Origin of the sequence: Polaribacter sp. HL-MS24 (assembly GCF_032758595.1) — a bacterium.
GTDB lineage: Bacteria > Bacteroidota > Bacteroidia > Flavobacteriales > Flavobacteriaceae > Polaribacter.
The window spans coordinates 1,597,377-1,620,008 of the sequence record NZ_CP136415.1 but is presented as its reverse complement, the minus strand read 5'-3'; the positions used below and the strand labels follow the sequence as shown (position 1 = coordinate 1,620,008).

Annotated in this window: 20 protein-coding genes, 2 pseudogenes and 2 riboswitches; of the genes and pseudogenes, 3 read left to right on the top strand and 19 right to left on the bottom strand. The window is 36.0% G+C overall.

The window, feature by feature from the left end; translation table 11 throughout:
- Positions 1-37: 37 nt before the first annotated feature.
- The 16 genes and pseudogenes from RRF69_RS07605 to RRF69_RS07530 all read right to left on the bottom strand — a co-directional run bounded on the left by RRF69_RS07605 (position 38) and on the right by RRF69_RS07530 (position 14,911).
- Positions 38-1,039, bottom strand: coding sequence for a homocysteine S-methyltransferase family protein (locus RRF69_RS07605; RefSeq protein ID WP_316939233.1), 1,002 nt, complete (start codon positions 1,037-1,039; stop codon positions 38-40).
- 49 nt (positions 1,040-1,088) lie between these two features.
- Positions 1,089-1,213: riboswitch (SAM riboswitch) on the bottom strand.
- A gap of 68 nt (positions 1,214-1,281) precedes the next feature.
- Positions 1,282-2,175, bottom strand: coding sequence for a cysteine synthase CysM (gene cysM / locus RRF69_RS07600; RefSeq protein WP_316939232.1), 894 nt, complete (start codon positions 2,173-2,175; stop codon positions 1,282-1,284).
- 4 nt (positions 2,176-2,179) lie between these two features.
- Positions 2,180-2,893: a serine O-acetyltransferase EpsC gene (gene epsC / locus RRF69_RS07595; RefSeq protein WP_316939231.1), complete on the bottom strand. Its 714-nt coding sequence runs from the start codon at positions 2,891-2,893 to the stop codon at positions 2,180-2,182.
- A gap of 49 nt (positions 2,894-2,942) precedes the next feature.
- On the bottom strand, positions 2,943-3,272 hold the full coding sequence (locus tag RRF69_RS07590) for a 2Fe-2S iron-sulfur cluster-binding protein (RefSeq protein WP_316939230.1): 330 nt from the start codon (positions 3,270-3,272) through the stop codon (positions 2,943-2,945).
- Positions 3,273-3,327: 55 nt separating this feature from the next.
- A pseudogene (locus tag RRF69_RS07585) lies at positions 3,328-4,384 on the bottom strand (NAD(P)/FAD-dependent oxidoreductase).
- A gap of 7 nt (positions 4,385-4,391) precedes the next feature.
- The gene (locus RRF69_RS07580) at positions 4,392-4,967 is read right to left on the bottom strand and encodes a bifunctional precorrin-2 dehydrogenase/sirohydrochlorin ferrochelatase (RefSeq protein ID WP_316939229.1); all 576 of its coding nucleotides are present in this window, start codon (positions 4,965-4,967) and stop codon (positions 4,392-4,394) included.
- A 5-nt stretch (positions 4,968-4,972) separates the two neighbouring features.
- A pseudogene (gene cobA / locus RRF69_RS07575) lies at positions 4,973-5,742 on the bottom strand (uroporphyrinogen-III C-methyltransferase).
- Positions 5,732-7,840: a nitrite reductase gene (locus RRF69_RS07570; protein ID WP_316939228.1), complete on the bottom strand. Its 2,109-nt coding sequence runs from the start codon at positions 7,838-7,840 to the stop codon at positions 5,732-5,734. Before RRF69_RS07570 ends, cobA begins: the two are co-directional and overlap by 11 nt.
- 11 nt (positions 7,841-7,851) lie before the next feature.
- On the bottom strand, positions 7,852-9,099 hold the full coding sequence (locus RRF69_RS07565; protein WP_316939227.1) for a sulfate adenylyltransferase subunit 1: 1,248 nt from the start codon (positions 9,097-9,099) through the stop codon (positions 7,852-7,854).
- 18 nt (positions 9,100-9,117) lie between these two features.
- Complete coding sequence (gene cysD, locus RRF69_RS07560; protein ID WP_316939226.1) at positions 9,118-10,023, bottom strand: sulfate adenylyltransferase subunit CysD; 906 nt, start codon at positions 10,021-10,023, stop codon at positions 9,118-9,120.
- A gap of 11 nt (positions 10,024-10,034) precedes the next feature.
- Positions 10,035-10,664 carry a phosphoadenosine phosphosulfate reductase family protein gene (locus RRF69_RS07555; protein WP_316939225.1) on the bottom strand — a complete coding sequence of 210 codons (630 nt, stop codon included), beginning with the start codon at positions 10,662-10,664 and terminating at the stop codon, positions 10,035-10,037.
- Positions 10,661-10,876, bottom strand: coding sequence for a DUF2061 domain-containing protein (locus RRF69_RS07550; protein WP_316939224.1), 216 nt, complete (start codon positions 10,874-10,876; stop codon positions 10,661-10,663). Before RRF69_RS07550 ends, RRF69_RS07555 begins: the two co-directional genes overlap by 4 nt.
- 136 nt (positions 10,877-11,012) lie before the next feature.
- Positions 11,013-11,426 carry an Rrf2 family transcriptional regulator gene (locus tag RRF69_RS07545; RefSeq protein ID WP_316939223.1) on the bottom strand — a complete coding sequence of 138 codons (414 nt, stop codon included), beginning with the start codon at positions 11,424-11,426 and terminating at the stop codon, positions 11,013-11,015.
- Between the two features lie 25 nt (positions 11,427-11,451).
- Positions 11,452-12,618, bottom strand: coding sequence for a trans-sulfuration enzyme family protein (locus RRF69_RS07540; RefSeq protein ID WP_316939222.1), 1,167 nt, complete (start codon positions 12,616-12,618; stop codon positions 11,452-11,454).
- Positions 12,619-12,630: 12 nt separating this feature from the next.
- Positions 12,631-13,605: an alpha/beta fold hydrolase gene (locus tag RRF69_RS07535; RefSeq protein WP_316939221.1), complete on the bottom strand. Its 975-nt coding sequence runs from the start codon at positions 13,603-13,605 to the stop codon at positions 12,631-12,633.
- Between the two features lie 25 nt (positions 13,606-13,630).
- A complete protein-coding gene (locus RRF69_RS07530) occupies positions 13,631-14,911 on the bottom strand; it encodes an O-acetylhomoserine aminocarboxypropyltransferase/cysteine synthase family protein (protein ID WP_316939220.1) in 1,281 nt (426 codons plus the stop codon).
- A 188-nt stretch (positions 14,912-15,099) separates the two neighbouring features.
- Positions 15,100-15,233, bottom strand: a riboswitch (SAM riboswitch).
- A gap of 394 nt (positions 15,234-15,627) precedes the next feature.
- On the opposite strand from RRF69_RS07530, the gene metK reads away from it, so the two are divergent.
- Entirely contained in the window at positions 15,628-16,884 is a 1,257-nt protein-coding gene (metK, locus tag RRF69_RS07525) for a methionine adenosyltransferase (protein WP_316939219.1), read from the top strand.
- Positions 16,885-16,969: 85 nt separating this feature from the next.
- Here metK and RRF69_RS07520 read toward each other — a convergent pair whose 3' ends face one another.
- The 3 genes from RRF69_RS07520 to RRF69_RS07510 form a co-directional block, all read right to left on the bottom strand.
- On the bottom strand, positions 16,970-18,964 hold the full coding sequence (locus tag RRF69_RS07520; RefSeq protein WP_316939218.1) for a TonB-dependent receptor: 1,995 nt from the start codon (positions 18,962-18,964) through the stop codon (positions 16,970-16,972).
- 301 nt (positions 18,965-19,265) lie between these two features.
- Positions 19,266-19,721 carry a carboxypeptidase-like regulatory domain-containing protein gene (locus tag RRF69_RS07515; RefSeq protein ID WP_316939217.1) on the bottom strand — a complete coding sequence of 152 codons (456 nt, stop codon included), beginning with the start codon at positions 19,719-19,721 and terminating at the stop codon, positions 19,266-19,268.
- A gap of 22 nt (positions 19,722-19,743) precedes the next feature.
- Entirely contained in the window at positions 19,744-20,577 is an 834-nt protein-coding gene (locus RRF69_RS07510; RefSeq protein WP_316939216.1) for a GLPGLI family protein, read from the bottom strand.
- Between the two features lie 248 nt (positions 20,578-20,825).
- Between RRF69_RS07510 and RRF69_RS07505 the strand changes: the two genes are divergently transcribed.
- Positions 20,826-21,440: a deoxynucleoside kinase gene (locus RRF69_RS07505; protein ID WP_316939215.1), complete on the top strand. Its 615-nt coding sequence runs from the start codon at positions 20,826-20,828 to the stop codon at positions 21,438-21,440.
- Between the two features lie 199 nt (positions 21,441-21,639).
- Positions 21,640-22,503: an RNA polymerase sigma factor RpoD/SigA gene (locus RRF69_RS07500; RefSeq protein ID WP_316939214.1), complete on the top strand. Its 864-nt coding sequence runs from the start codon at positions 21,640-21,642 to the stop codon at positions 22,501-22,503.
- The last annotated feature ends 129 nt before the right edge of the window (positions 22,504-22,632 follow it).

Here is a 22,632-nt window from a genome sequence, read left to right as displayed (position 1 = left end):
TGTTTTAACCCTTTCAGGGTTTGAAACCCTGAAAGGGTTATTTTGAAATTTCAACTTTCCGAGGTTGATAATGAACCACCACATCTGCAATCGCCTTGATATGTTCTGGACTTGTACCACAACAGCCTCCTATGATGTTGATCAAATTGTCTTTTAAATAACTTTCTATAAAACCTTTCATTTGTTCTGGTGTCTCATCATATTCACCAAACGCATTGGGCAAACCAGCATTTGGATGCGCCGATGTATAAAAATCGGTTGCTCGAGACAATCTACTCAAATAAGGTTCTAATTGTTGGGCTCCTAAGGCACAATTAAATCCTACAGAAAACAATGGGATGTGTGAAACTGAAGTCAAAAACGCTTCTACAGTTTGCCCTGAGAGTGTTCTTCCTGAAGCATCCGTAATCGTCCCTGATACCATGATTGGGATTTCAATATTTCGTTCTTCTTTTACTTCCTCAATGGCAAATAATGCTGCTTTGGCATTCAGGGTATCAAAGATTGTTTCTACCAATAATAAATCGACACCACCATCAATCAAGGCCTCAACTTGTTGTTTGTATGCAACGCGCAATTCGTTAAAGGTAATGGCTCTATACTCTGGTCGATTGACATCAGGAGACAAACTAGCTGTTTTGTTTGTAGGTCCAATAGCTCCTGCTACAAACCGTGGTTTGTGAGGTTCTTTTTGGGTAAATGTTTGGGCCACTTTTTTGGCAATACTTGCAGATTGATAGTTAAGCTCATAAACCAAATTTTCCATTTGATAATCTGCCATTGCAATGGATGTTCCTGAAAAAGTATTGGTTTCTACGATGTCTGCTCCAGCTGCAAAATACTTGGCATGAATGTCCTCAATTGCTTTGGGTTGAGTTAATGACAACAAGTCGTTGTTTCCTTGCAAAGGACTTGGATAATCTTTAAAGCGTTCTCCTCTGAAGTCTTCTTCCGAAAAATGATATTGCTGCAACATGGTTCCCATTGCTCCATCGAGCACAAGGATTCTTTTTTGGATTTCTTTATAAATGTTTGACATTCCTGAATTTTAAAGTAAAATGTTATCAGGAAAAGAAGAAAAATTCTTTCCGTTATCTCTCTTTAACCTTGAATCTATATTCAGAATAAAAGTAGAATTTAGCACCTTCTTTGTTTTCACTAAGGGTTGCTAAGGTTTCAGCGGGTCTAATCCCTCCACCTTTCTTGATAACATTATATTAAGTAATGAACTAAGTTGCAAATTAACGCAATATTTTTTACTTTTTAAACCTTTTTTTAAGGTTATTGTCCTTCAAAAAGGGAGGATGATAAATAGCGATCTCCTCGGTCACAAATGATTGCTACTATAATTCCTTTTTGAAGTTTTTTTGCCAGTTCAACTGCAACATGAACAGAGCCTCCACTACTCATTCCAGCAAATACACCTTCTTCTTGCGCCAGCCTTCGGGCCATAATAGTTGCTTGCTCCTGACTTACCTCGGTGATCATATCTACTCTTTTTTTATCAAATATTGCTGGTAAATATTCCTCTGACCATTTTCTGATTCCTGGTATTCTAGAACCTTCTTTGGGCTGAGCCCCAACAATTGTGATCAAGGGATTTTGTTCTTTCAAATAGGCTGAAACTCCCATAATGGTCCCTGTAGTCCCCATGGCAGAAACAAAGTGAGTAACTTCTCCTCCGGTGTCGCTCCATATTTCTGGTCCAGTAGTTTTAAAATGCGCATTGGCATTGTCGGGATTGTCAAACTGATTGAGTTGAAAATAACCCTTTTCTTTTTTTAATTTGAGTGCAAAATCAATAGCACCTTCTACGCCCAACTCTTTGGAAGTTAAAAACACTTCTGCACCATAAGCCCTCATCGTCTTTATTCTCTCGATTGTAGAATTCTCAGACAAAACCACGACCATGTTCACTCCTAAAACCTTCGCCATTAGTGCCAACGCAATTCCTGTATTTCCACTGGTCGCTTCAATTAAAGTATCTCCTTTTTGAATGTCTTTTCTTTTTAGAGCTTCGGAAATCATATTGTAAGCAGCTCTATCTTTCACACTTCCACCAGGATTGTGTCCTTCCAACTTCAAAAACAATCTCACTCCCTCTTTTTGAATGATGTTTTTCGCTTCAATTAAAGGTGTATTTCCAACAAAATCGATGATGCTTTTTGTTTTCATCTGATTATTTTCTTTGAGAAATTTGATTTTCTGATTGTACCGTGACTAGCGAATTTGGAGGAATCGATTCGGTAACACATACATTTGCACCAATGACAGAGTGTTCACCAATCACAACATTACCCCCCAAAATAGTAGCATTTGCATAGATCACTACATTATTTTCAATGGTAGGATGCCTTTTTGTTTTTGCCAAGCGCTTGTGTACTTGCATACCTCCTAAAGTAACTCCTTGATAAATAGAAACATTATTTTTGATAATGGTGGTTTCTCCTATTACAATTCCTGTAGCATGATCTATAAAAAAAGGATGTCCAATTTCTGCTCCTGGATGAATGTCTGTTCCAGTTGAACTGTGCGCAAATTCGCTCATCATTCGTGGTAAAATTGGCAATTCTAATTTGAGTAAACAATTACTCAATCGGTAGACCGCAATAGCATAAAAACCAGGATATGCCAAATAAATTTCTTCGATGCATTTTGCCGCAGGATCGTTTTCAAATGCAGCGAGGGCATCTAAATCTAATTTGGTCCGAATTTCTTGAAAGGAATTTTCAAAAGCGTTCCACAGAGAGTCTTCATTTTGAATGGCTAACTTTTTTAAAATCTTCAAAAAAAGATGCTTCGTATCTTCAAGGTGAATGTCTTGATATTGCGAATCAAATAAACAATGAACTAACTCTTTGGTAAAATCTCCTACAACATCTCTAAGACACATGTTGTAGTTGATTATTTTTTTTGGGGATGTAGTATCGTTTGTTTTCAAATTAATATTCGGGTGCTAATTCAATTTCTAAATTATTGAGAGCGGCTGTCATTTGAATTTGACATGCCAATCGGCTATTATCTTCCACATAAAACGCTTCTGCCAACATCGCATCTTCACTCTCTGACATTTCGGGCAACTCATGATCTGACTTTACATAACACTGACAAGAGGCACACATTGCCATACCACCACAAATTCCGATGGTTCCTTCTGGTGCCAATTCGTACGATCGAACTACCTCCATTAAATTCATTGCCATATCTGTAGGAGCGATTACATCGTGAGTAACGCCATTCCTATCTGTAACTTTTATATTGATGTCTTGCATTCGTAACGAATTGTATGTCTTTTATAAAAACTCAAAGGTCTTAAAAAAAATTAAATTATTGGATGGATTTCACAACAGCTTTTGGAGCTTCTTTTCGGGTTCCATCAAAACCATCCACACCTCCTACTGTGGTATATTTCATAACATATTTTTTGTCTGGAAAAATTCTCTTATATGCACTTTGACACATTAAAGTTGCTTCGTGAAATCCACATAAAATTAATTTCAATTTTCCTGGATAGGTATTTACATCACCGATAGCATAAATCCCTGGAATGTTGGTTTGATAATCCAATGCATTATTCACGAGAATGGCATTTTTCTCAATCTCAAGCCCCCATTCTCCAATAGGTCCCAATTTTGGGGACAGTCCAAACAGCGGAATAAAATGGTCGGCATCAATGATAAAGGAATCTTCCCCTTTTTTTTCAACAGCAACACCAGTAAGACGCCTTGTTCCCAAAAGTCCTACGACTTCTGCAGGAGTAATGATATTGATCTTTCCTAAATTCTTTAACTCCTGTGCTTTTTCTACAGAATCTAAAGCCCCACGAAACTCATTTCTTCTGTGAATTAAGGTTACTTCTGAAGCGATATTCGACAAGAAAATCGCCCAATCTAACGCAGAATCTCCTCCACCAGAAATGACAATTTTTCGATTTCTATACAATTCGGGTTCTTTGATAATATACTCGACTCCCTTGTCTTCAAAATTTGCGATATTGGGAATCAATGGTTTTCTAGGCTCAAAAGATCCGAGTCCTCCTGCGATGGCAACAACCTTTGCATGATGCTGAGTCCCCTTGTTCGTGGTAACAATAAAAGTTTCATCCTTTTGTTTTTCGATGGTTTCTGCACGTTCTCCAAAAGTAAAACCAAGGTTCAAACTGTTTGATTTGCTCCAATAAGTTTTTGGTTAAATCACCTGCAAGAATCTCTGGGTAAGCAGGAATATCATAAATGGGTTTCTTTGGGTAAATTTCAGAACACTGTCCACCTGCCTGTGGCAAAGCATCAATTAAATGACACTTTAATTTTAGCAACCCTGCTTCAAATACGGTAAATAATCCTGTGGGACCCGCTCCTATAATTAATATATCTGTTGTAATCATTTTACTATTATTTTTTAATTAATCCTTTTGTGAATTCGTTCAACGTAGCTACTTTATGTTCAAAATCACCTTTGATTGTTTTTCTGAATTCGTTTAAATTTTTCACCATATCATTAATATCTTCGGGAATTACATCCTCAAAAAACTGCCGTAACCTTTTGGCTGTTGTAGGTGATTTCCCATTGGTTGAAATCGCGATTTTCACATTTCCTTTGGTGACAATTCCTCCCATATAAAAATCACAATATGGAGGATTATCGGCTACATTTACCAAAATGTTTTTGGCCTTACAATCTTTGTATACTTGAATATTTACATCAATCTTATCGGTGGTCGCAATTACCATATGCTTGTGATCTAAATAAGTTGCATGGTACTGGTCGAGAATCATTTCAATGTGATATCGATTTGCGAGTTCTTGAGTTTCTTCTCTAAAAAATGGAGAAACCATTGTGACCTTCGAATTGGGGCTCGATTTCATCAAAAATGACAACTTTTCTAAAGCCACAAAACCTCCACCAACAATTAATGTTTCTAGTTGATGTGTTTTTAAAAAAATGGGATACAATTCGTTTTGTTCCATAGCCACTATGCAATAAGTGTTTTTGAATATGCCTTTTGTACATTTTCGATAACACTTCTATGATGGACTACTTCACCTAAAACAATGATGGCTGGATTGCTGAGCGCTTGTTTTTCTACAACATCTAAAATGGTATCAATGGTTGCGATGCCTACTTTTTCATGGATTGTTGTGCCATTTTGAATAATTGCTACTGGCAAATGGTTTTTTGATTCATTTTGAAACAATTTCACAATTTCTGGAAGTTTTCCCATTCCCATTAAAATAACCACTGTTGCATTTGACTTTGCAGCTAAGGCAACATCATCCGATAATTTATGCTCTTTTGTTGTTCCTGTAATCACCCAAAAACTTTCTGCACTTCCTCGCTTTGTTAATGGGATATTTTGATAAGCAGGAACTGCCAAAGAAGAGGATATTCCCGGAACCATGGCTACTTCAATTCCAAAACTAGCAGCATATTCCATTTCCTCAGCACCTCTTCCAAAAATAAAAGGATCCCCCCTTTTAAACGTACCACGTGCCCATGAGTATGAGCACGAGTTACAATCAATTCGTTTATTTGCTCTTGTTGATAGTGATAGCATCCTTTTCGTTTTCCAACAAAAATTAATTCTGCATTGGGGTTGACATAACTCAATAACTCCTCATTGACCAAAGCATCATACAGGACTACCTCAGCAGTTTTTAAAACATTGACTGCCTTCACAGTAATCAAATCAACATCTCCAGGACCTGCGCCGATTACGGTTAATTTCGGGGTTTTACGATACATGATTCACGGCTTTTTTTCTGAAAAGATCTACTTTTTTATAAAATAGCTTAGCGTCCTCTAAATACGTTTTTGCAAATAGTTTTGTTGGGCGTTCTTTTTGAATTTGTAAAACTAGATCTTGAAAAGAAACGTTGAGGTCAATTTGTTGAGTGACTATAAAATGTTCTTGAAAACTGGAAATAATTCCTGCTTGAGTATTGGTCGTGATATTTTCAGAAATCAACAATGCTTTAGCGGTATTGATCAAAGAAGTATAGGAATAATAAATACTATCGGAAAACTGCCCCTCTTTTAAGGAATCTTGTGCATGACTTATTTTCTCTTCACTTTCAAACAAAAGTGTTGCAATTAAATCAATTACGACCCCTGCACATTCTCCGACACCAATTGCTTTTACATAGTTTTCAGAATGTCCCCAATCAATAAAATCAGTAGGTTCTAAATTGGTGGTATCTGACAATATTTTCAACAAATCATAAAAATAGATTTTTCCATTTCTATCATAATAAGCAAGAAAATCCTCACCCTCTTGTTTGTTCTTTTCAAAATCATTCAATAGTAAACGCAGTGATTCGGGACCTCTTTTACTTGGGATTTTTATTAGTTTGTCTGAAAAACGACCTTTCCCATCTCCTAAAATTCCACCTCCAATTAAAATTTGCAATGCAGGTGCTTGAAGATTCCCCACTTTGATCGACATTCCTTGATAGCCTATATGCGCCATATTATGCTGTCCACATGCATTCATACAACCACTAATTTTAATTGTAATCTCCTTATTGTTCTGATAATTTGGATATTCGTTTTCCAATACTTTTTCCAATTCAACCGTAATTCCAGTACTACTTGCAATTCCTAAATTACAAGTATCTGTTCCGGGGCACGCGGTAATGTCTAGTAAAGAATTATATCCTGGTTTTGCAAAGCCCAATTTATCTAATTCCACATAAAACAAGGGCAATAAAGCAGCTCTTACATGACGTATTAATATATTTTGACGCAAGGTCAACCGAATTTCATTGGCTGCATATTTTTTGACTAAGTCGGCCAATAATCTCGCTTTGGGCGTATAAAAATCTCCTAAATGGACTTTGATTCCTACTGCAAATAAGCCTTCTTGTTTTTGAGGAATGACATTGGTCTGTTTCCATTTTTCATAAGCTTCTTGATTTTCAATAGATACTGATGGAAATTCTACCTCTTGAAAAGTAATTCCTTTTTCAAAAGGTGCTGTATTTATTGAAACCCTTTGGTTAGATAAAGCTTTGATTTCTTCCGAAACCAATTGTAAAAAAGAGGTAAACCCAATTTCTTTAATCAAAAATTTTAATCGTGCTTTTGCTCTTTTTACGCGTTCTCCATAGCGATCAAAAACCCTTAAAACACCTTCTATTGTTGGTATTAATAAGTCTTCTTCCAAAAATTCATAAATTACATCGGCATGTCGTGGTTGGGATCCCAAACCACCACCCAACAAAACTTTAAATCCTTTTTTAGAAATTCCATTTTCGCTTTTAATTTTGGCAATAAATCCTAAGTCGTGAATAAAACTAATAGCACTATCCTCATCGGTACCTGAAAAAGATATTTTAAATTTTCGGCCCATATCTTGACAAATTGGATTTCTTAAGAAAAATTGAAATGTAGCGTCGGCATATGGAGAAACATCAAAGGGCTCTTTAATATCGATTCCCGCAGTTTCTGATGCTGTGATATTTCTAACGGCATTCCCGCAAGCTTCGCGCAAGGTAATATCGTCTTTTTCCAATTGAGCCCACAATTCTGGAGTTCGATCTAAACTGACATGATGTATTTGAATATCCTGACGTGTAGTAATGTGTAATCTTCCTCGGGAATATTCATCAGAAACATCCGCAATTCGATGCAATTGTTCACTAGTTACTTTTCCATAAGGCAATTTGATACGGATCATTTGGACACCAAATTGACGTTGTCCATACACTCCTCGGGCCAAACGTAAACTTCGAAAGCGCTCTTCGTCAATCTTTCCTTCTTTAAAAAGCTGGATTTTTCGTTCCAACTCTAGAATGTCTTTTTCAACAATTGGATTTTCTATTTCGGTTCTAAAACTTTGCATATTCTCTATTTTTATCGGATAAAACCGACACCAACGGTATTGTTTGTTTTGGGGTTTATTAAAATAAAGGACCCGTTTGATTTATTTTGATTGAAACTGTCAAACAACAAAGGTTTGCTTAACTTCAAATGCACATCGCCAATTTGATTTAAAAGAAGTTGAGAAGGATGATCTTCTACCCCTGAAAAGTCAATTTTAATCAGGCTTGAAAGGGATGTAATCTTTGCCTGTGCGTCGTTTACACCATGTTTTATAAAATATTTCTGTGAAGCTTTTAAAGGCTCTTTGTCCATCCAACAAATAGTTGCATCGATCTCTTTGGAAAGGGTTGGTTCTTCATTTGTCTTTACCAACATGTCTCCTCGGCTCACATCCACATTATCTTCTAGAGCAATGACAACAGAACTTCCACTTTTTGCTGTTGTATATTCTTGATCAAAAAAATGGATGCTTTTAATGACTGACTTTGTGTGTGATGGCAATACTGTTATCGGATCTCCTATTGAAAAATCACCCCCATATATCTTTCCTGCATAACCTCTAAAATCGTGAAAGGCTTCTGTTTTGGGACGAATGACCGATTGGACAGGAAAACGAACTTGAGAAATTTCTTGTACATCTTCCGTTTCTAGATTTTCTAAATGATGCATTAGGGTTTCTCCTTTATACCAAGGCATATTTTGAGAATACTCAACAACATTATCGCCTTGCAGAGCAGAAAGGGGAATAAAAGTTAAATTCTGACCTTTGTATTCACTGATATTTGCTAAGTATTGAATTTCATTTTTAATGGTAGTGTATTGATCTTCAGAAAAATTGACCAAATCCATTTTATTAATCGCAATTACCACTTCTTTAATTCGCAATAAATTATTGATAAAAAAATGTCGGTAAGTTTGTTCTACAACTCCTTTTCTTGCGTCAATAAGAATAATAGAAACCTGTGCTGTTGATGCCCCCGTAATCATGTTTCGAGTATACTCTATATGTCCAGGACTATCAGCAACGATAAAACTTTTCGAAGGTGTTGAAAAATAAATATGTGCAACATCTATCGTAATTCCTTGTTCACGTTCTGCCATCAAACCATCAGTAGCAAGAGAAAAGTCTAAATAATCAAAACCTTTTTGCTTACTTTTTTGGGTCATTGCTTCTAATTTATCGTCTGTCAATGATTTGGTATCGTATAAAATACGTCCAATAAGAGTACTTTTCCCATCATCAACACTTCCTGCTGTTGCTATTTTTAATACTTTCATTTGTGCTTTATTTCTTTATTAAAAATACCCTTGTTGTTTTCTCTTTTCCATGGCAGCTTCAGAGCGTTTGTCATCGATTCTGGCACCTCTTTCAGAGATAGAAGAATCTCTAATTTCTTCCACTACTTTGGCAATGTCTACCGCATTCGACAAAACAGCTGCAGTACAACTCATGTCTCCAACGGTTCGAAAACGCACCATTCGCTCCACAACTTCCTCATCTTCATCCCTATACACCACCTTATCATCGGCAGACCAGATCAATTGATCTCTTAAAAAGGTTTTTCTTTTATGGGCAAAATAGATTGAAGGAATTTCAATTTTTTCTTTTTCTATATAGGACCAAACATCGAGTTCTGTCCAGTTTGAAATTGGAAACACGCGAACATTCTGACCTAAATCAATTTTTCCGTTGAGCATGTCAAACAATTCTGGACGTTGATTTTTTTCATCCCATTGCCCAAAATCATCTCTCACAGAAAAAATACGTTCTTTTGCTCTCGCCTTTTCTTCATCTCTACGCGCACCACCAATACAAGCGTCAAAACCAAATTCATCAATTGCATCTACCAGAGTTTGCGTTTGCAATATATTTCTACTGGCATATCTACCAGTCTCTTCTTTTACAATCCCTTTGTCAATATTGTCTTGAACGTTTCTCACGATCAATTCCAAATCCAACTCTTTTGCCAATCGATCCCTAAACTCAATGGTCTCTGGAAAGTTGTGTCCAGTATCGATGTGTAATAACGGGAAAGGAAGTTTTGCAGGATAAAATGCTTTTTGAGCAAGTCTTACTAGGGTAATGCTATCTTTTCCTCCAGAAAAAAGGAGTACTGGTTTTTCAAATTGTGCTAGAACTTCTCTAAGGATATAAATGGCTTCACTTTCTAAAGCATCTAAGGGTAATGTTCTTTGATTCATAATCATGTCTTTTAAATATGCAAACCACATTCTCTATTATTCTCGACTTTTGTTGGATCGAAATAGGTAAACTCATTGGGTAAATCATGGGTTTCTAAATAGTCATCCAACTTTGAGTCTGACCAATGATAAAAAGGACTGACTTTTAAGACTCCATCTTTGGAGAATGACAGAATATCGATACTGTCTCTAAAAGCAGTTTGTCCCTTTCGTAAGTTAGTAAACCATACTTCAGGTTGGTGTTTTTTCATTGCTCTGTTAAAAGGCTCCAACTTTACTTGTTCTGTAAAAATAAGATGTGCCTTGGTATTGACCTCGGGCAACCCTAAAACTGCATTCCGGTGCGCAGCTGTTTGTTTTGGAACAAATAAATCAATCTGTAGATTTAATTTTTTGATAAGAACTTCAGCATGCTTGTAGGTTTGAGGTGTATTGTACCCTGAGTCGCACCAAATAATTTTAGCTTCTGGATTCTCTTTGGTAACTGCATGTAAAATTGCAGCCTCGTAGGGTCTAAAATTTGTGGTCACAATCGTTTTCCTATTGAGCTCAAAAACCCACTCCACAATTTCTTTGGGAGTAAACTTCTTCAGTCCTTTATTCAATGCTGTTATGTCTAGTAAGGTTCTTAATTCGCTCATTTTCCCCATTTTACTTTATTCCAAGCTCGCTCATGAAAAAAATACAGAACTAATTTGGAGATTAATTCTACAAATCCAATTGAAAAAGCCAATGCCATTGTTCCCGTGATTATATAAGAAATCACTACTGTTGAAATCGTACCAACGATTCTCCAACTTGCTGTTTTGGCAATACTTCTCTTTATTTTTTCCTCTTTAATTTCTGTTTCCATATTCAAAAAAATTATGTCTAAATCTAATCAATCTAATCAATCTAATTACCCTATAGGGATTGTAGGATAAAAAAGCAAAACTATATAAACTATTTTTAAATCCCGATAAAAAATTGAAAATAATTAGGGGGTTAATTTACGAATTACACAAATCTGATAACCGTCTATTCTTAAAAATAGCCAAGGTATTATCTCGAACCTCTTCCATAAGTCGATGCACACCGCAGGTATTTTCATCTGGACAGTCATCACACTTTTCATAAAAATTGAGACTGACACAGGGAACCATCGAAATGGGTCCTTCTAAAACCCTCATGATTGAGGTCATTTTGATTTCTTTAGGATCCTGCATGAGATAGTATCCTCCACCTTTTCCTTTTTTTGATCCCAAAAAACCATTTTTACGAAGTGTTAATAAGATACTTTCTAAAAATTTTAGTGAAATATTTTCACTCATAGAAATTACTGCGATGGCCACAGGAGTTCTACTCTCCTGTTTTGCTAAATAAATCAGCGCTTTAATTCCGTATTTTGTTTTTTTCGAAAGCATAACACAAAGATACTTAAATTTAAAATTATGCTAGTGCTTGTTTTAAATCATGGATAATGTCAGTAAGGGTTTCTAAACCGACAGAAACTCTCACCAAACCATCGGTAATTCCCACTTCCAGTCGATCTTCTTCGGATAGTTTTCCGTGAGTGGTACTGGCTGGATGTGTTACAATAGTTCTGGTATCGCCTAAATTAGCAGATAGTGAGCACATTTGTATCTTATTCAGAAAAGTTCTTCCTGCAGTAATTCCACCCTTCAACTCAAAAGCAACAATATTACCTCCCATTTTCATTTGCTTTTTAGCAACTTCATACTGTGGGTGGGACTTCAAAAATGGATATTTTACCAACTGAATGTTTTGCTGTTGTTCTAGGAACTCAGCAACCTTCATAGCGTTTTCACAATGTCTTTCTACTCTCACTGCCAAAGTTTCTAGACTTTTAGACAAAACCCAAGCATTGAACGGAGACATGGCAGGCCCTGTATTTCTGGCAAATAAGTATATTTCACGCATCAATTCTTTGTTTCCAACAGTAATACCTCCCAATACTCTTCCCTGTCCATCAATTAATTTTGTTGCAGAGTGAATGACCAAATCTGCTCCAAAATGGATGGGCTTTTGCAAATAAGGCGTAGCAAAACAATTGTCAACAATAAAAATAAGACCGTGTTTTTTTGCCAGAACACCCAATGCTTCTAAATCTAAAATATCAACTGCAGGATTGGTAGGTGTTTCTATATAAAGAATCTTAGTATTTTCCTGAATCAAACTTTCAACTAAATCCACCTCGTCTACTTTAAAGTAGGTGGTAGAAATATTCCATTTAGGAAAATACTTGGTAAACATGCTGTGGGTAGATCCGAAAACAGAGCGACATGAAAGAACATGATCACCAGCTTGTAACAAGGCTGCAAAGGTGGAAAAAATGGCAGACATCCCTGTGGCAAAAGCGTAGCCCGCTTCTGCACCCTCCATCGCAACGATTTTATCTACAAATTCGGTGGTATTTGGATTGGTAAATCTGCTGTATAGATTTCGCTCTTTTTCTTCTGCAAAAGACGCTCTCATCTCTTCTGCATCCTCAAACACAAAACTAGATGTTAAATATAAAGGTGTCGAATGCTCTCGATGTTGGGTCCGTTCGGATTGCGTTCGTATTGCCTGAGTTTCAAAGCTAAAATCTTCCATAGTTTAAAGTTTTTAAATTGTGGTCGTCTTAAAAATTGGTTCAATAATTTTGGCGAGTTGGTCAAATTCTATCAAAAAAGCATCATGTCCGTGAATTGATTTGATCTCTGAATAGGCAACATCATTTTTTACTTTAAATAGCTCAATAAAAGTTTGTTGATTCTCTTCTGCTGTAAAAAACAAATCAGAATCTACACTCACTATATGAATACTACTTTGAATGCTACTCAAAGTGCTTATACTTGACTCATTTTCTTGAGTAACATCAATGGATTTCAACAAATGATTCATCAATTTGTATGCAGATAATTGAAATCTTTTCTGCAATTTTTTTCCATGATGTAGCAACCAACTTTCAATATTGAAAATTTTCAAATCCTTATTGATGGTTCTGTTGAAACGATTGTTAAACGATGCCGGAGTTCGATACAACAACATTGCGTGCATTCTTGCATCGTTGATCGGGTTTGAAGAATTGTTTAAAAACAATGCTTGTATTTTACAGTTTGCGATTAACCAATCTGTCCCTTTATAATCGGAAGCAATTGGGATTAAGTGTTTGCAAATTGTTGGATTTAAAACTGCCATTTGCCAAGCAATTCCTCCTCCCAAAGATCCTCCAATAATTGCATATAGTTGTTGAATATCTAATGCTTCCAATCCTGTTAAAAATAATTTTGCAATATCTTTTGCAATAAAATCTTGATAATTTTCAATCAAAAATCCATCAAATCCATTTCCTGGAATGTTGAAAGCTAAAATCGTATAATGGTTGGTATCTATGGCTTTGCCATCTCCTATCAAATCTTTCCACCAGCCATTTTCACCACAAACATCAGAATTTCCCGTTAAGGCATGATTGACCAAAACGACGGGAGCTTCAGATAAAGGCTGACCAAAAAGTTGGTAAGACAATTGTAAAGAAATTGTCTTACCACTCTCGGTAATAAAATGATCTATTGGGATCTGTTGAAGTATTGAATTCACGTGGTATTTTTATTCAAAAAATTTATTATGATGAGATCGTTGAAAAAGCAGCTTTTAAATCGGCTTTTAAGTCTTCAATATCTTCGATTCCGACAGACAAACGGATTAAGTCTTGAGTAACCCCTGCACTTTCTTGTTCGGCTGCAGATAATTGTTGGTGAGTCGTACTTGCAGGATGAATAATCAACGATTTCGTATCTCCAATATTTGCTAATAAAGAAAACACTTTGGTTGTATCTGCAATAGATTTTGCCGACTCATAACCTCCTTTGGTTCCGAAAGTCACAATTCCACTTTGGCCCTTTGACAAATATTTATCTGCTAACGATTTGTATTTACTGCTCTCCAAACCAGGATAATTCACCCAAGCAACTTCTTCTTGTGCCTCTAACCATGTTGCCAATTCTAAGGCATTTTTGGAATGTTGCTGAATTCGAACTGGTAACGTTTCCAAACCTTGAATGATATGAAACGCATTGGTTGGACTTAATGCCCCTCCAAAATCGCGCAATCCTTCTAAAATCAATTTGAAGATAAAAGAAGCTGCTCCTAAAGTTTCATAATATTTCAATCCGTGATACCCTGCAGATGGCTCTGTAAATTCTGGGAACTTCCCACTAGACCAATCAAAAGTTCCAGCATCTACAATAGCACCTCCCAAAGAGTTCCCTTGTCCACCAATGTATTTTGTTAAGGAGTGAATTACGAGATCTGCACCATGTTGAATTGGATTCAATAGAACAGGTGTGGCTACAGTATTGTCAACAATAAAAGGAACTTTAGCTGCTTTAGAATGTACAGAGATTGCTTCTAAGTCTAAGACATCCAATTTAGGATTTCCTAGAGATTCTACAAAAAAGGCTCTTGTATTGTCTTGAACAGCCCCTGCAAAATTATCAGGATTGGATGCATCTACAAAAGTAGTCGTAATTCCAAATCTTGGTAGGGTAACACTGAGTAAATTGTATGTTCCACCATACAAACTACTCGAAGCAACAATATGATCTCCCGACTTCAAAAGTGTTAATAAACCTGTTGCGATGGCAGCAGTCCCCGAAGCAAAAACCACGGCTCCAATTCCACCTTCAATAGCCGCTAAACGATCTTGTAAGATTTGATTGGTAGGATTGTTTAAACGTGTGTAAATAAATCCAAGTTCTTGTAATGAAAAAAGATTGGCAGCATGTTCAGAATTGTTAAAAACATACGAAGTGGTTTGATAAATAGGAACAGCTCTTGCTCCTCCATTCAATTTGGTGTCATGACCAACGTGCAACGCTTGTGTTGCTAATTTTTGTGTACTCATTTTTCTATTTTTTTGAGTTAATTAAATAATTCTGCTTTCGCTAGAATGAATTTTTTCAAAAAGAACCCCTATAGCTCTGGGTGAATCTTCTTGAGATTAAACCAAAAGTCAAATCCATCATTTTTTGATGTACCTACTAGAAAAATATTAAAAAGAAAAAATAGAATTTCCTGAAAGGGAATTCTCTTTTGTTATCTATCCTTCATTGCTGATAAAGTACAGAATCGAATTCTGTACTAGGGTAGAATTTAGCACCTTCTTTATTACTAAAGGGTTGCTAAGGTTTCACAGGGTCTAATCCCTCCACCTTTCTTGATAACATTTCAATAAGTTATTGAACTTTGTGAGTGCAAATATAATGTCAGAAAAAATGAATATCCTAATTGTTTTTCATTTTTTTTTAATTATTGAGGAATTCAGAATTTAAGAAACTTCTCATTATAGAATTCCTATTATTTTTGGAAATCAATTCCCTTTTTACTAAAAATACGCAACTCAATAAAAAGAAAAATAAGAAAATAGCATTTGCATTTAAAATTTAGCTGTAAATTTGCAAGCGAATTTAAGAGGAAAAATTTGAACTGATTGCAACCTCTTTGTTGTGGCTTTTTTTTAAAAAAACTACAACATAACAAAATGCTAAAGCAGTAATTTCTACTTCTTTTAGCGACCAAGCAATCATTTTATTTTTCTGACCATACCCAAAGAAAAAGATTATGTCATATTTATTTACCTCAGAAAGTGTTTCTGAAGGACATCCAGACAAAGTTGCAGATCAAATTTCTGATGCTTTAATTGATCACTTTTTAGCGTTCGATCCAAGTTCCAAAGTTGCTTGCGAAACACTTGTGACTACAGGTCAGGTATTTTTGGCTGGTGAAGTCAAATCCACAACCTATTTGGATGTTCAAAAAATTGCACGAGATGTAATTAATAAAATTGGATATACAAAAGGAGCCTATATGTTTGATGGCAATTCTTGTGGAGTACTCTCGGCAATTCACGAACAATCACCAGACATCAATCAAGGAGTTGACAAGGCAAATCCAGAGGAACAAGGCGCAGGAGATCAAGGAATGATGTTTGGCTATGCAACCGATGAAACCGAAAACTACATGCCCTTGGCATTGGAATTGTCGCACCGATTATTGATTGAACTGGCCGCATTGCGCAGAGAAAATAACGACATTACCTATTTAAGGCCCGATGCAAAATCTCAAGTCACTATTGAATATTCAGATGACAACATTCCTCAAAGAATTGATGCCATTGTAGTCTCTACACAACACGATGATTTTGATGCTTCAGATGAAGTAATGCTGGCCAAAATCAAAAAAGATATTGTAACTATTTTGATTCCTAGAGTGGTTGCAAAATTACCAGTTCATCTTCAAAAATTATTCACCACAGACATCACCTATCACATCAACCCAACAGGAACTTTTGTTATTGGAGGGCCTCACGGAGACACTGGACTTACCGGACGTAAAATTATTGTAGACACCTATGGAGGAAAAGGGGCGCATGGAGGAGGTGCTTTTTCTGGAAAAGACCCAAGTAAAGTAGACCGTTCTGGAGCCTATGCAACCCGACATATTGCTAAAAATTTAGTAGCTGCTGGACTTTGTAAAGAGGTTTTAGTACAAGTATCCTATGCGATTGGAGTTGCTAAACCAACCAGTATCAACGTAGAAACCTATGGAACTTCCAATGTCAAATTGACCGATGGAGAAATTAGTAAAATCGTAGAAACGATTTTTGATATGCGTCCGTACTTTATCGAGAAACGCTTAAAATTAAGAACTCCTATCTATTCTGAAACTGCGGCTTATGGACATATGGGAAGAACTCCAGAAACAAAAATAGTAACATTTACCAATCCTATGGGAGAAACTGTTTCTCAAGAAGTTGAAACCTTTACATGGGAAAAATTAGACTTTATTGAGATTGTAAAAGAGGCTTTTCAACTGTAAGCTCTCTTCGAAAAAAACATCTTGTAAGAGGTCGTCTAAAAACTATTTTTTTGACGACCTCTTTATGTTATTTAGAAAACAGGCACTACAATTGATACCGTACTCTTAGGCTTACAAACCTGGGCAAAATAAAGGTTTCATTGATTCTAAAAGAGACTACACTTTGAGACACTGAAGCTCTTGAACCTGTTGCCAATAAATTACTTCCGACCAATTCATATTCCCATTTTGCATCTCGATTCTTTCGATATGCAAAGGTTGCATTCCAAATCTGAAAGGTATTGATAACAGCTCCATCTTGCCGTTGTTCATTGAAAGTGAAATCTGATTTCAGCGTTACAGAATTCCAGATGTAAGCATCAAAATCTATAGAGGGTGCATGTGTGATATTTTTGATAGTTGTGGGTCTAGCACTGTTTGTCTGATCAACAAAAGAGAGTCTATAATTCAGACTTACGTTGGGTGCTTTTGTGAAATTGGTTCCAATTCTTGTGTTCACAGATCGAACTAAACTTTCATTGGTATTCTCTAACGAATTGATAAACTGGTAACTCTTATTGTAGGAAAAATTTCCTCCAAGTCTTCCTGTCACTTTTTTGATCGACTTGCTAAGACTTCCGTAGGCAGTAAAGGTCTCATTCTCGAATGGAGAATTGATCGTTGTACTACTTGAAACCACAGAACCTGGCTCAAAAATTGTATTTTGATTCACTTGATCTGCCGTTTTACTGTAGTTCAATCCCCCAAAAAAACTGCTGTTATTAAATAAATTAAAGCTTCTGTAATTCAGCTTAAAATTATGTGAACTTGCATTGACCAATTTGGAATTCCCTGCAAAGAAGGAGTTGTAACTATTGGCTACAATTCCTCTAGCAATTTGATTGACGTCTGTAAAATTCACTTCTTGCTGGTATCGAAAATTCAAACTCTCACTTCTTTTAAACTGAATAATCATTTCAAACTCGGGCAACAGTTTTTCAAATGTATCATGAAAAAATTCTGTCCCAAACTGAGTGTTTTTTGAATTGTAAGAATGCAAAGTAAATCCTAGTGTAAAAGTAAAAATCCCCGATTTCAATCGGTATCTCAATCCTGCATAAAGGTCCCTAAAATCGTATTGGGTATCGTTGGTGGTTTGCGCATCTTCAACCCCTTGTATCGTTGGATTAGGAAGAAACTCGTTTCCATTTTCTAAAATTTGGAAAAACCGTGAATCAAAATTTTGAGAACTCAGAATGGTTCCAGCAACCACGTTTATGTTGCTTTTTGAGTTTAGAATATAATAGTAATCTAATTTCGCGTCCCATTGATTTGTTTTCACTTTTCGATCTTGCTCCAATCTGTAGAAAGGGTTGCTTCTATTCAAACCTAAACTATTTGCAACAGCATCAAAACCATCTTGGTCTGCAGTGTCATTGTTAGCAGGGTCGTTCTCTAAAATAGCCACATAAAAAGGATCTTCATCTTGCAACAAATGCTGCACTTCTAGAGCAAAAATACTCGTTTCGCTAGCGGTGTAGAAATAACTTAAATTTTGATTGATCTTGAAGGGTGTTGCTCTTTCTGCTTCAGTAATATCACTTAACACACGAGAACTCACATCTTCTCTTCTGAATTCGTTCGAAAAACGCCCCGTAACATCATAATTCAACTGATTGTTGAAGTCTTTTTTATAAATCGCACCAAATCGAAACAGTCCAGTATTACTGGTCTGATCGGTGATAGTCGCTACCAAATCATCGGGAGTTGAAGGATCTACATAATCAATGGTATTGATATTTTGTTGCCCATTGCTATTGCTCGACCAAATTAAAAAGCCCCCGAGATCCAATTTTTCATTCGGTGAATAACTAAAATTGAATGCGGATAATTTTGTTTCAATTTTGTTGGCATTTCTTGCATTTGCAGATAAAAAGCCAATACCCGCATCCGCAATATTTATATTGGTACCATTGGATGGACTCTGACTTTGAAAATCGCCTCCAAAGCTTCGAACATCGCTTCTACTCAAAACCACATCTCCAATATTATTAAGATCTCCAATCACATTGACTGTATATTTTGGGGAGTAATAAAACAATTTCGGTTGAAACAGATACAAGCCTGTACTGGGAGAATTTCCTGCACCTGCTGTAACATCTCCAAACCAAAAATTCTTTTTCCCTTCTTTTAATTTGATGTCAATGGCAACACGATCTTGGTTGTTTTGAACACCACTTAACTGACTTACATTGGAGTAATTTCGCAGAACTTGAATTTTATCAACTGCATTTGAAGGAATATTTTTGGTGGCTAGTTTAGTGTCGCCACTGAAAAAATCTTTCCCATCTACGGTAATTTTCTCAACCGCTTTTCCTTCTACCTCTATTTGACCAGCATCATTAATTTCGACCCCAAGGCAATTTCTTTAAAATGTCTTCTAATTTTCGCTCGGTTCCATTGGTAAAAGAATCTGCATTGTAAATAATTGTATCCCCCTGAATGGTAACTGGCATTTTGGAAACAATATTGATTCCGTCCAGCATATTGTCTTCATATAAGGTGTAGTTTTTTGAAATGTTAGATGCTGTTGTTTTCACAAACTCACTAAGGTCTTTAAAACCGACATAGCTAATTTTGATATTATATGTTGTATTGGAATTCAAATCCAGTTTATAATTCCCTTGTTTGTCACTAAAACCATAAGAAGCAATTCTTTTGGCAACAGTATCTAATGCAATTATATTTGCCATTTCTAAAGGATTACCAATAGAATCTTTAACAACACCTGTCAATTTAATCTGCCCAATTGATATCCCTGCCCAGAGTAGTAGGGCTGTACGAATTATTTTTTCCATTTAAATCTTTGATTTGTACTCTTTAGAATCTTCGCTCTCTTCCTCGTCTTCCATTCCCTTGAAAACGCTCTTTAAGTTCTTCTGTTTTCCTCTTGACAATGACGGTATATTCTTCTCGAGAGACTTTTTCCCCTTTGGTAGGTTCCTTAATTTCTAGCACTTCATTGGCGCTTATAGAAACTTCGGTACACAACATGGTTGTTCTTCCCGCATTCAATTCCAAAATCAAGCCTAGCAAACCCCAATAGACATCTGGTCCTGCACTTACAGGAATTTGAGGTGTATACCAAGCAGTCACGTTTAACAGCTTCTTTTCTGGTTCCGCTGCTTTAGTCTTGGTAGAGTCTTTTTTCTGATCATTCCCTCTTCTACTAAACATACTGCCCCAATCAATTTTAGTATCTTCTTTGACTAAGGTTGCTTTGTAGCAGGTATAGTTTCCAATTTTTTTGGTTTCAATTCCTAACTCCCATGCCAAGGGCTCCATAGTTTCTGTAACCAAAAAACGCTTGCTAAACTGTTCAACGTCTTCGATCATTTTTTTGTCTGTCAAACTCTTGTAGATTGAGCCTTGTCCGTTGCTTCTTCCCCAACTAGGCCCTGAGGCTCCTGGGCCTTCTAAGACCACATCTTCTTTAAAAGAAGAGGTTGTTTTATTGAAACTAAGGGTATAGGTTTTTTCTAAAAAACTTTTGAATCGAGCCATCATCTGTTTTTTTCGCTGTTCTGGCATTTTGTCAAAACGACTCATATCCATTGAAGTTTTAGACATGTAGATGGCTTTTCCATTAAAATTGCTTTGTGAAAAAAGGGAAAATGTTGCTAGGGTAAGTAGGATGGTAAACAGTGATTTCATAATTCTAATTTTTTATAAAAATAATGATAATTAACAACCCTTAGACTGCAAAGCACAATAAAAGTTTAATGCAATCGGAAATCAAAAAAAAAATCGATTAGGAAGAGTTTAAAGTTTGATCCGAAAAAACAACAGCAAAGTTCAGATATTCATTTTATTCGTATTCGAGGCTTTGAATTTAAATTGATCTGAAAATCACAAAAATTTACTACCTTTATCGACCCAACTATTCATTTAACATTTAATTTATGCACGTTGCAATTGCCGGAAATATTGGCGCAGGTAAAACCACGCTAACCAAACTTTTAGCGAAACATTATAATTGGAAACCCCATTATGAGGCTGTAGACGAAAACCCATATTTAGATGATTTTTACGGTGAAATGGAACGTTGGTCTTTTAATTTACAAGTGTATTTTTTAAATAGCCGTTTTAGACAAATCTTAGAATTGCGCGAATCGGGTAAAAAAATCATTCAAGACAGAACCATTTACGAGGATGCACACATATTTGCACCCAATCTTCACGCAATGGGTTTGATGACCAATAGAGACTATACAAATTATAGTTCATTATTTGAATTGATGGAAAAATTGGTCACCCCTCCCGATTTACTCATCTACCTTCGCGCTGATATTTCTACCTTAGTTGGACAAATTCACAAAAGAGGAAGAGAATACGAAAACTCGATTAGCATTGACTATCTAAGTCGATTGAACGAACGCTATGAAGCGTGGATTTCTACCTATACCAAAGGAAAATTATTAATTATCGATGTGGACAATCTGGATTTTGTAGACAATCAGGAAGATTTGGGCTACGTGATTGATCGAATAGATGCACAAATCAACGGACTTTTTTAACCAGATACACTTCTTTCAAATATCCAAGAGTTCTTCATTAAGAGCTGAACACACAATTTAAATTCAGAAAAAACATGAAGCTGCATCAAACCTGAAATTATTATTTTGCAAAAAAATCACTCTTTTTGTAACATAAAGAGTCTTTACTACGTATAATAAGTTGAGACATCATATGAATCCCTAATTTTTTGATACTAGCATGAGACAGCTTAAAATAACAAAGCAGGTTACCAATAGAGAGACTGCATCCTTAGACAAATACTTACAGGAAATCGGTAAAGTAGACTTAATTACTGCCGATGAAGAAGTTGAATTGGCACAGTTGATCAAAGCTGGAGACCAAAGAGCTTTAGAGAAATTGACAAAAGCCAATTTACGATTTGTGGTGTCGGTTGCAAAACAATACCAAAATCAAGGATTGACCCTACCCGATTTAATTAATGAAGGAAACTTAGGTTTGATTAAAGCGGCGAAACGTTTTGATGAAACAAGAGGTTTTAAATTTATCTCGTATGCAGTTTGGTGGATTCGTCAATCTATCCTACAAGCCCTTGCAGAACAATCAAGAATAGTTCGATTGCCGTTAAATAAAATTGGTTCTATCAATAAAATCAATAAAATGTACGCTTTCTTAGAACAAGAAAACGAGCGTCCACCCAGTGCAGAAGAAATTGCAAAGAAGTTAGACATGACTGTCAATGACGTAAAAGAATCGATGAAGAATTCTGGTCGTCACGTATCGATGGATGCGCCATTAATTGAAGGTGAAGATTCCAATTTATACGATGTTTTGAACTCTGGAGAATCTCCAAATCCTGACAGACAATTGTTACACGAGTCTTTGCGTATTGAAATCAATAGAGCTTTGGAGACTTTAACTCCCCGTGAAGCAGATGTTGTAAAATTATACTTTGGCTTAGGAGAACACCAACCAATGACTTTGGAAGAAATTGGAGAAACATTCGATTTGACTCGTGAACGTGTTCGTCAAATTAAAGAAAAAGCAATTCGAAGATTGAAACATACTTCTAGAAGTAAAATTTTGATGACCTATTTAGGATAGGCGTCTTCTTCAAGAAATCAATAAAGCTCCCAATATTATTTGGGAGTTTTTTTATGCCCCAATTTACTGAATCCAATTACTCCTAAAATTTAAAGCACAAAAGCTAAAAAGATTGCTTCGGCATTCCTT

What these genes read in the sequence shown, in the direction of transcription:
- RRF69_RS07515 (WP_316939217.1), bottom strand. Translation starts at nt 19,721, where the DNA reads ATGGAAAAAATAATTCGTACAGCCCTACTACTCTGGGCAGGGATATCA.
- RRF69_RS07570 (WP_316939228.1), bottom strand. Translation starts at nt 7,840, where the DNA reads ATGCAAAGTTTTAGAACCGAAATAGAAAATCCAATTGTTGAAAAAGAC.
- metK (WP_316939219.1), top strand. Translation starts at nt 15,628, where the DNA reads ATGTCATATTTATTTACCTCAGAAAGTGTTTCTGAAGGACATCCAGAC.
- RRF69_RS07580 (WP_316939229.1), bottom strand. Translation starts at nt 4,967, where the DNA reads ATGGAACAAAACGAATTGTATCCCATTTTTTTAAAAACACATCAACTA.
- RRF69_RS07545 (WP_316939223.1), bottom strand. Translation starts at nt 11,426, where the DNA reads ATGCTTTCGAAAAAAACAAAATACGGAATTAAAGCGCTGATTTATTTA.
- RRF69_RS07550 (WP_316939224.1), bottom strand. Translation starts at nt 10,876, where the DNA reads ATGGAAACAGAAATTAAAGAGGAAAAAATAAAGAGAAGTATTGCCAAA.
- RRF69_RS07530 (WP_316939220.1), bottom strand. Translation starts at nt 14,911, where the DNA reads ATGAGTACACAAAAATTAGCAACACAAGCGTTGCACGTTGGTCATGAC.
- RRF69_RS07565 (WP_316939227.1), bottom strand. Translation starts at nt 9,099, where the DNA reads ATGAAAGTATTAAAAATAGCAACAGCAGGAAGTGTTGATGATGGGAAA.
- RRF69_RS07590 (WP_316939230.1), bottom strand. Translation starts at nt 3,272, where the DNA reads ATGCAAGACATCAATATAAAAGTTACAGATAGGAATGGCGTTACTCAC.
- cysD (WP_316939226.1), bottom strand. Translation starts at nt 10,023, where the DNA reads ATGAATCAAAGAACATTACCCTTAGATGCTTTAGAAAGTGAAGCCATT.
- RRF69_RS07500 (WP_316939214.1), top strand. Translation starts at nt 21,640, where the DNA reads ATGAGACAGCTTAAAATAACAAAGCAGGTTACCAATAGAGAGACTGCA.
- epsC (WP_316939231.1), bottom strand. Translation starts at nt 2,893, where the DNA reads ATGTGTCTTAGAGATGTTGTAGGAGATTTTACCAAAGAGTTAGTTCAT.
- RRF69_RS07555 (WP_316939225.1), bottom strand. Translation starts at nt 10,664, where the DNA reads ATGAGCGAATTAAGAACCTTACTAGACATAACAGCATTGAATAAAGGA.
- RRF69_RS07540 (WP_316939222.1), bottom strand. Translation starts at nt 12,618, where the DNA reads ATGGAAGATTTTAGCTTTGAAACTCAGGCAATACGAACGCAATCCGAA.
- RRF69_RS07605 (WP_316939233.1), bottom strand. Translation starts at nt 1,039, where the DNA reads ATGTCAAACATTTATAAAGAAATCCAAAAAAGAATCCTTGTGCTCGAT.
- RRF69_RS07505 (WP_316939215.1), top strand. Translation starts at nt 20,826, where the DNA reads ATGCACGTTGCAATTGCCGGAAATATTGGCGCAGGTAAAACCACGCTA.
- cysM (WP_316939232.1), bottom strand. Translation starts at nt 2,175, where the DNA reads ATGAAAACAAAAAGCATCATCGATTTTGTTGGAAATACACCTTTAATT.
- RRF69_RS07510 (WP_316939216.1), bottom strand. Translation starts at nt 20,577, where the DNA reads ATGAAATCACTGTTTACCATCCTACTTACCCTAGCAACATTTTCCCTT.